Origin of the sequence: Streptomyces sp. NPDC058619 (assembly GCF_042717785.1) — a bacterium.
In the GTDB taxonomy this organism is placed as follows: Bacteria; Actinomycetota; Actinomycetes; order Streptomycetales; family Streptomycetaceae; genus Streptomyces.
Genome location: NZ_JBHXQN010000154.1, coordinates 1 through 1,930, shown reverse-complemented (window position 1 = coordinate 1,930; position 1,930 = coordinate 1). Strand labels below are relative to the sequence as shown.

Below are 1,930 nucleotides of genomic sequence, written 5' to 3'. Positions count from 1 at the left end.
AGGCAGCGAAAGAACTAAGTTCTACCCAGCAACTTGAATTTGACTTCTTTGGAGGTGGTAACGTGTCCATTGCTTTCCAGTACCAGGACGCCGTTACTGAACGGCTATTTGAATCCGCTAAGACCACAGCGCAAGCATATCACGCTCAGGCCGTTCTATGGCAAATCTGCCGTAATCTTGGCTGGCAAAGTTACGAATGCACCAAAACGGCCGCAGATCTCTGCGAGACAATGCGAACTGACAAAGCACAAATGGCAAGAGCATTAGATTTGCTTGAAAAAGTTGGTGCAATTCATCGCGTTAAACGTGGTCGAGTAAAAGTTATAACTGTAACACCTGAAGGAGCTTTTCGTGGGAATGTAAATAACCACGCTAAAGCTGTTGAGCGCTTCCGTCTGGACGTTATCGACGGCGGTTTATCGCCTGAATAACAGCTCTTATTCTGCCCGATTAATGAGCTACAGAATTTTATAATTCTTTGACTTCTAAAGCCCTCGTTTGAGGGCTTTTTTTTGAGTTTTTTAGGTGTAACGCTGACAAGTTGCATTTCCTGCTACACAGACGTTTCAGAAAAACAGCCGGCACAAAAATCACCTACAGCGCGATTTTGGGGCGCGGTGTTTTTGTGCCTATTCGACAGTGCTTTTTGATGAATTTAATTTTGTACCACAAAATTACGTATCCTGCCTATGAACACAGGACAAAAGTCGCAACGCAAGACATAACGTCCCCGCGCCTTTAAATTGCGCTGTAGGGGGCGTTATGTCGTTCGAGCCTGTTGACTACATTGAATATGATAAAAACGCTCACACGGCGATTTATGGAGCTATGAGGGGCATTAGAGCTCCCACCCTTCATCCATAAAAGCCTTTTCATCGAAAGGAACACGATTATCCCCTCTAAGGCTTTTAATTTTGGCTTGTATCTCTGCTACTCTTTCAGTCAGTGATTTTTCATTCTGCTGATCAGAATCCTGTGATTTTTTTTCTGTTTTCTTCATTTCACAGTCTCCCCAATCTAGTTTTTATTTAAATATCTCATGTAGGTCGATGTAACATAAAATGTAGTTCGTAATGTAACATCACATGTAACATTTTTTGCACTTGTAAGTGTCAGCACACACGCGGTTTAGCTTAAATTTTTAGACTGTTTTTTTGCTGTTTTTCATTAAAACGATGATTACCCATAAAACTCATAATCTTAAGCGTTTTCACATACGTTTGTTGATTAAAAAGTTGTCTCAAAATTGGGACTTGTTTTCGATGGTTATAGGTAAATCGAAAACCGGCAGTGCTGCCGTCCTGCGGGCTGTCCAGTAGGTCAGTCCTCGGAAACAGCATCTCTGCCGTTATCACATGCACCATTTTTTTAAGCTATTTTACGAAGCGACTAGCTTCGTTCCGCTTAATCTATTTAAGATACATGGATACGTTAGTGCATTTTAGCACTCTAGCCCCTGAGAAATAAGACTTTTTAGATTATTGACAGTTGTCTGTCAGACAACTAAGGTTGTCCACCAGTCAACTATAAGGGCAGATTGATGACAAGATTATCATTTCGAGAGCTAAGGGAGCTCGGTATCTCAAATGAAGATATCGCAGCTGCAAAGGTCACACAGGCCGCCCAGCGTAGAGTTGGGGCTCCCGTCCAATCAATTGGCGTGATTGTTGGTGCTGCCCAGCCACGTCAACGTCATAATCCAAACCCACCAATAAGCCTAACTGAAAAGGCTATGAGGAAGCGTGGTATTTACGATCAAGCGGCTCTGCTACTGGATCAACAAGCATTGCAGGAAAGTAGCCCAGAACGTGCTATGCAAGCCCGTAAAGCAGCGCAGGCAGCGAAAGAACTAAGTTCTACCCAGCAACTTGAATTTGACTTCTTTGGAGGTGGTAACGTGTCCATTGCTTTCCAGTACCAGGACGCCGTT

The 1,930-nt window shown here is 43.3% G+C and carries 3 protein-coding genes; 2 read left to right on the top strand and 1 reads right to left on the bottom strand.

All coding sequences use genetic code 11. The annotated features are described in order from the left end of the window. A partial coding sequence (locus tag ACFWTC_RS38870) for a hypothetical protein (protein WP_384075173.1) occupies nucleotides 1-431 on the top strand: 431 nt, incomplete at its 5' end. 407 nt (nucleotides 432-838) lie between these two features. Here the strand turns inward: ACFWTC_RS38870 and ACFWTC_RS38865 are convergent. Then, the gene (locus tag ACFWTC_RS38865; RefSeq protein ID WP_376936199.1) at nucleotides 839-1,000 is read right to left on the bottom strand and encodes a hypothetical protein; all 162 of its coding nucleotides are present in this window, start codon (nucleotides 998-1,000) and stop codon (nucleotides 839-841) included. Between the two features lie 540 nt (nucleotides 1,001-1,540). On the opposite strand from ACFWTC_RS38865, the gene ACFWTC_RS38860 reads away from it, so the two are divergent. Beyond that, a partial coding sequence (locus ACFWTC_RS38860) for a hypothetical protein (protein ID WP_384075170.1) occupies nucleotides 1,541-1,930 on the top strand: 390 nt, incomplete at its 3' end.